This is a genomic window from Pseudomonas sp. NDM (genome assembly GCF_003105095.1).
Classification (GTDB): Bacteria; Pseudomonadota; Gammaproteobacteria; order Pseudomonadales; family Pseudomonadaceae; genus Aquipseudomonas; species Aquipseudomonas moraviensis_A.
In genome coordinates this window covers 1-5,376 of record NZ_QETJ01000239.1, presented here as the reverse complement: position 1 = coordinate 5,376, position 5,376 = coordinate 1, and the positions used below count along the sequence as shown (strand labels likewise).

Sequence of the window (5,376 nt, the reverse complement as noted above, 5' to 3'; positions counted from 1 at the left end):
CGGTAAATCAGTCAACAACGCTTTGACTGACAGACCGCTATCGCGAGCAGGCTCACTCCTACAGGTTTTTTTGGCGCTGGAAAGATTGCTTCAGGCCCTTCCCCCTCGGCCGGGCACCTCCGTTTGTCGGCCAGATTCCCGTTCGGATGTTAAAAAAGTACAGGGATCTGGTCAGACAAAGTCAAGACAGAACGCGGCGCGAGGTTTACTGTATTCGCCCTGTGTCCGGATATCGTGTCGACGCAGTTGATCCCATGCGCTAAAAGGGCATGGCTGATCTGTACCGTGTTCAAAAGGCCGTTCAAGTAAAAAGGAAAACCGCAGCGATGGCGTACTACCGCACTCCTCACGACGTTACCGCTCTGCCCGCCTGGCAAGCGTTGAAAGATCACCGCCAAGCCATGCAGGATTTCAGCATGCGCGAAGCCTTCAACGCCGATCCGCAGCGTTTCAATCAATTCACCCTCAGCAGCTGCGGCCTGTTTCTCGACTATTCGAAGAATTTGATCAACGCCGAGACCCGCAACCTGCTGGTGGGTCTGGCCAATGAAGTCGATCTGAAGGGCGCGATCCAAGCGCTGTTCGACGGCGAAATCGTCAACGCCTCCGAAGGCCGCCCGGCGCTGCACACCGCCCTGCGCCGCCCGGTTGGCGACAAGTTGTCGGTCAACGGTGTCAACGTGATGCCGGAAGTGCACAAGGTGCTGAACCAGATCACTGATCTGGTCGGACGAATCCACGACGGCCTGTGGCGCGGTTACACCGAAAAGCCGATCACCGACGTGGTCAACATCGGCATCGGTGGTTCGTTCCTCGGCCCTGAACTGGTGTCCGAAGCGCTGCTGTCCTACGCGCAGAAAGGTGTGCGTTGCCATTATCTGGCGAACATCGACGGCAGTGAATTTCACGAGCTGACGCAGAAACTGCGCGCCGAGACCACGCTGTTCATCGTGTCGTCAAAGTCCTTCAACACCCTCGAAACCCTGAAGAATGCTCAGGCTGCACGCGCCTGGTACCTGGCGCAGGGCGGCTCCGAAGCCGAGCTGTATCGCCACTTCATCGCCGTATCGAGCAACAACGCCGCGGCTGTGGCCTTCGGTATCCGCGAAGAAAACATCTTCCCGATGTGGGACTGGGTCGGCGGTCGTTACTCGCTGTGGTCGGCCATCGGTTTGCCGATTGCCCTGGCCATCGGCATGTCCAACTTCAAGGAACTGCTGTCCGGTGCCTACACCATGGACCAGCATTTCCAGACGGCGCCGTTCGAACAGAACATGCCGGTGCTGCTGGCTCTGCTCGGCGTGTGGTACGGCAATTTCTGGGGCGCGCAAAGCCACGCGATCCTGCCTTACGACCACTACCTGCGCAATATCACCAAGCACCTGCAACAGTTGGACATGGAGTCCAACGGCAAGAGCGTGCGCCAGGACGGCACCTCGGTGTCGACCGATACCGGCCCGGTGATCTGGGGCGGCGTCGGCTGCAACGGTCAGCATGCTTACCACCAGTTGCTGCATCAGGGCACCCAATTGATCCCGGCCGACTTCATTGTGCCGATCGTCAGCTTCAACCCGGTTTCCGACCATCACCAGTGGCTGTACGCCAACTGCCTGTCGCAGAGCCAGGCGCTGATGCTCGGCAAGACGTTGCCGGAAGCCGAAGCCGAACTGCGCGACAAAGGCATGAGCGAAGACGAAGTGCACAAACTGGCGCCACACAAGGTGATCCCGGGCAACCGTCCGAGCAACACCCTGGTGGTCGAACGCATCAGCCCGCGCCGCCTCGGCGCACTGGTTGCCATGTATGAGCACAAAGTGTTCGTGCAAAGCGTGGTCTGGGGCATCAATGCCTTCGACCAGTGGGGTGTGGAGCTGGGCAAGGAATTGGGCAAAGGCGTCTATAACCGTCTGGTCGGCAGCGACGAGACCGTGGCTGACGATGCCTCGACTCAGGGCCTGATCAACTACTTCCGCGGGCGTCATCGCGGCTAAAAGCGGCCTTCGGTCTAACGCTGTTCCCCTGTGGGAGCGAGCCTGCTCGCGAAAGCGGTTTTTCATTCAACACCTTTGTTGACTGATACTCCGCCTTCGCGAGCAGGCTCGCTCCCACAGTTGTTTTGGCGCATGACTTGAACCTGCGCAGCGCTCGGCGCATCTTTATTCCTGTCGCACCACAAGAATAAGGAACCGTCATGTTCGATATCAGCACGTTCCCCGAAGCCGATGCCGTGCGCCAGGCTGCTCAGTTGAGCCAGGAAGACTACCGGCGGCTGTACCGCGAGTCGATTGAACACCCCAGCGCATTCTGGGCCGAGCAGGCCACGCGTTTTCTCGACTGGAGCACGCCGTGGCAGACCGTCCAGCGCTATGACCTGAAAACCGGTGAAGCGGCCTGGTTCGCCGGCGGCAAGCTCAACGTCAGCTACAACTGCATCGACCGTCACCTCGCACAACGTGGCGAACAGACCGCCCTGCTCTGGGAAGGCGACGACCCTGCCGAATCGGCGCAGATCACTTACAAGAAACTCCATCACCACGTCTGCCGCCTGGCCAACGTGCTGAAATGCCGTGGCGTGAAGAAAGGCGACCGGGTGTGCATCTACATGCCGATGATCCCCGAAGCCGCCTACGCCATGCTTGCCTGTGCGCGGATCGGCGCGATTCATTCGGTGGTGTTCGGCGGATTCTCGCCGGATTCCCTGCGCGACCGTATCCTCGACGCCGACTGCCGCACCGTCATCACTGCTGATGAAGGCGTACGCGGCGGGCGCTTCGTGCCACTGAAAAACAACGTCGACAAAGCCCTGCAAAGTTGCCCGAACGTCAGCACCGTTGTGGTCGTCCAGCACACTCAGGGCGAGGTCGATTGGCTCGAGGGCCGCGACCTCTGGTATCACCAGGCCATACGCGAAGTCGACGACGATTGCCCGCCGGAACCGATGGACGCCGAAGACCCGTTGTTCATCCTCTACACCTCCGGCAGCACCGGCAAACCCAAAGGCGTGCTGCACACCACTGGCGGCTATTTGCTGCAAGCGGCTATGACCTTCAAGTACGTGCTCGATTACCGCGACGGTGAAGTGTTCTGGTGCACCGCCGACGTCGGCTGGGTCACCGGCCACAGTTATATCGTCTACGGGCCGCTGGCCAACGGTGCGACCACACTCATGTTCGAAGGCGTGCCGAGCTACCCGAGCAGTTCGCGTTTCTGGCAGGTCATCGACAAACACAAGGTCAACATCTTCTACACCGCACCGACCGCCCTGCGCGCGCTGATGCGCGAAGGCGCCGGGCCGTTGAAGGAAACTTCGCGCGCAAGCCTGAGATTGCTCGGCAGCGTCGGTGAGCCGATCAACCCGGAAGCGTGGGACTGGTATTTCAACGTTGTCGGTGAACAGCGCTGCCCGATCGTCGACACCTGGTGGCAGACCGAAACCGGCGGCATCATGCTCAGCCCGCTGGTCAGCGCCCAACGGATCAAACCCGGCTGCGCGACGCAACCGATGTTCGGCGTGCAGCCGGTATTGCTTGATGAACACGGCAAGGAAATCCACGGCGCCGGCAGCGGCGTGCTGGCGATCAAATCGAGCTGGCCGGCGCAGATTCGCAGCGTCTACGGCGATCCACAGCGGATGATCGACACCTACTTCAAGCCCTACCCCGGCTATTACTTCACCGGCGACGGCGCCCGCCGCGATGAGGATGGCGATTACTGGATCACCGGGCGCATCGACGACGTGATCAACGTTTCCGGCCACCGTATCGGTACCGCCGAGGTGGAAAGCGCACTGGTGCTGCACGACAGCATCGCCGAGGCAGCGGTGGTCGGTTATCCACACGACGTCAAAGGCCAGGGCATCTACGCGTTTGTCACGCCAATGAACGGCACCGAGGCCAACGAAGAGCTGAAGAAAGACTTGCTGGCACATGTGAGCAAGGAGATCGGCAGCTTCGCCAAACCGGACCTGATCCAATGGGCACCGGCGCTGCCGAAAACCCGCTCGGGCAAGATCATGCGGCGGATCCTGCGCAAGATTGCCTGCAACGAGCTCGACAGTCTGGGCGACACTTCGACGCTGGCTGACCCAAGCGTGGTGCAGGACCTCGTTGATAAACGTTTGAATCAATAGCTTCGCGAGCAGGCTCGCTCCTACAGGTGATCGCATTGCACATGTGGGAGCGAGCCTGCTCGCGAAGGCCATCACGCGATCCCCCGGCAAACTGTTAAACTCCCGCGCCCCAATTCCCCTCAGCAAGGCGCCCGCATGTCTTCCTTGAATCAGGCGCTGCGCGCCGCCCTCGATCAACGCCAGGACCTGCTCGCTGCGCTGCACAGCCAGGGCACCGATTGCTATCGGCTGTTCCATGGCAGCCAGGAAGGCGCCGGCGGCCTGACCATCGACCGCTACGGCCCGCAACTGCTGGTGCAGAGTTTTCATCAGACGCTGGAGCGTGACGACCTGCTGCAACTGCACGCCATGGTCAACCAGACGCTGGGCTTCGACACCCTGCTGGTCTACAACGACCGCTCCCGTGGCAATTCGCGGATTGATCGCGAGGACAGTGTCTATAAAGCCGATGACGCCGCACTGGCCGATCTGGTCGGCCATGAATGGGGCCTGAACTACCGCGTGCGCGGGCGTCATGCCGGGCAGGACCCGCTGCTGTTCCTCGACCTGCGCAATACGCGCGGCTGGGTCAAGGATCACGCGCAAGGCAAAAGCGTGCTCAACCTGTTCGCCTATACCTGTGGCGTTGGCCTCAGTGCTGCGGCCGGCGGTGCGCTCGAGGTGTGCAACCTCGATTTCGCCGAGGGCAATCTGGCGGTCGGGCGCGAGAACGGTTTGCTCAACCCGCAACTGCCGGAGATGCAATTCATTCAGTCCGATTACTTCCCGGCGATCCGTCAGCTTGCTGGCCTGCCGATCAGCCAGCGGCGCGGGCAGAAGTTGCCGAGCTATCAGCGCCTCGAACAGCGCCAATACGATCTGGTGCTGCTCGACCCGCCGGCGTGGGCCAAAAGCGCATTCGGCACCGTCGACCTGCTGCGCGATTATCAAAGCCTGCTCAAACCCGCGCTGCTTACTACCGCCGATGACGGCGTGCTGATCTGCTGCAACAACCTGGCGAAAGTCAGCATGGACGACTGGCGCGAACAAGTGCTGCGCTGCGCCGAAAAAGCCGGCCGCCCAGTGCGTGAATGGAGCGTGATGACCCCGGGCGCCGACTTCCCCTCGCGTGATCAGCAGCCACCGCTGAAGACGCTGATCTTGCAGCTGTGATTGCTTTTTGACGACGCCGCGCCCGTTGTAGGAGTGAGCCTGCTCGCGATAGCGGTCTGTCAGTGACCAGAATTGCAGACTGACACTCCGCTATC

The 5,376-nt window shown here is 61.0% G+C and carries 3 protein-coding genes; all 3 read left to right on the top strand.

Features of this window, described 5'->3' with window-relative positions:
• Window positions 1-326 precede the first annotated feature (326 nt).
• The 3 genes from pgi to DCO47_RS25485 all read left to right on the top strand — a co-directional run bounded on the left by pgi (window position 327) and on the right by DCO47_RS25485 (window position 5,281).
• On the top strand, window positions 327-1,991 hold the full coding sequence (gene pgi, locus DCO47_RS25495; protein ID WP_042610471.1) for a glucose-6-phosphate isomerase: 1,665 nt from the start codon (window positions 327-329) through the stop codon (window positions 1,989-1,991).
• Between the two features lie 200 nt (window positions 1,992-2,191).
• Entirely contained in the window at window positions 2,192-4,129 is a 1,938-nt protein-coding gene (gene acs / locus DCO47_RS25490) for an acetate--CoA ligase (RefSeq protein ID WP_116659193.1), read from the top strand.
• A 135-nt stretch (window positions 4,130-4,264) separates the two neighbouring features.
• Window positions 4,265-5,281 carry a class I SAM-dependent rRNA methyltransferase gene (locus DCO47_RS25485; protein ID WP_064364130.1) on the top strand — a complete coding sequence of 339 codons (1,017 nt, stop codon included), beginning with the start codon at window positions 4,265-4,267 and terminating at the stop codon, window positions 5,279-5,281.
• Window positions 5,282-5,376 lie beyond the last annotated feature (95 nt).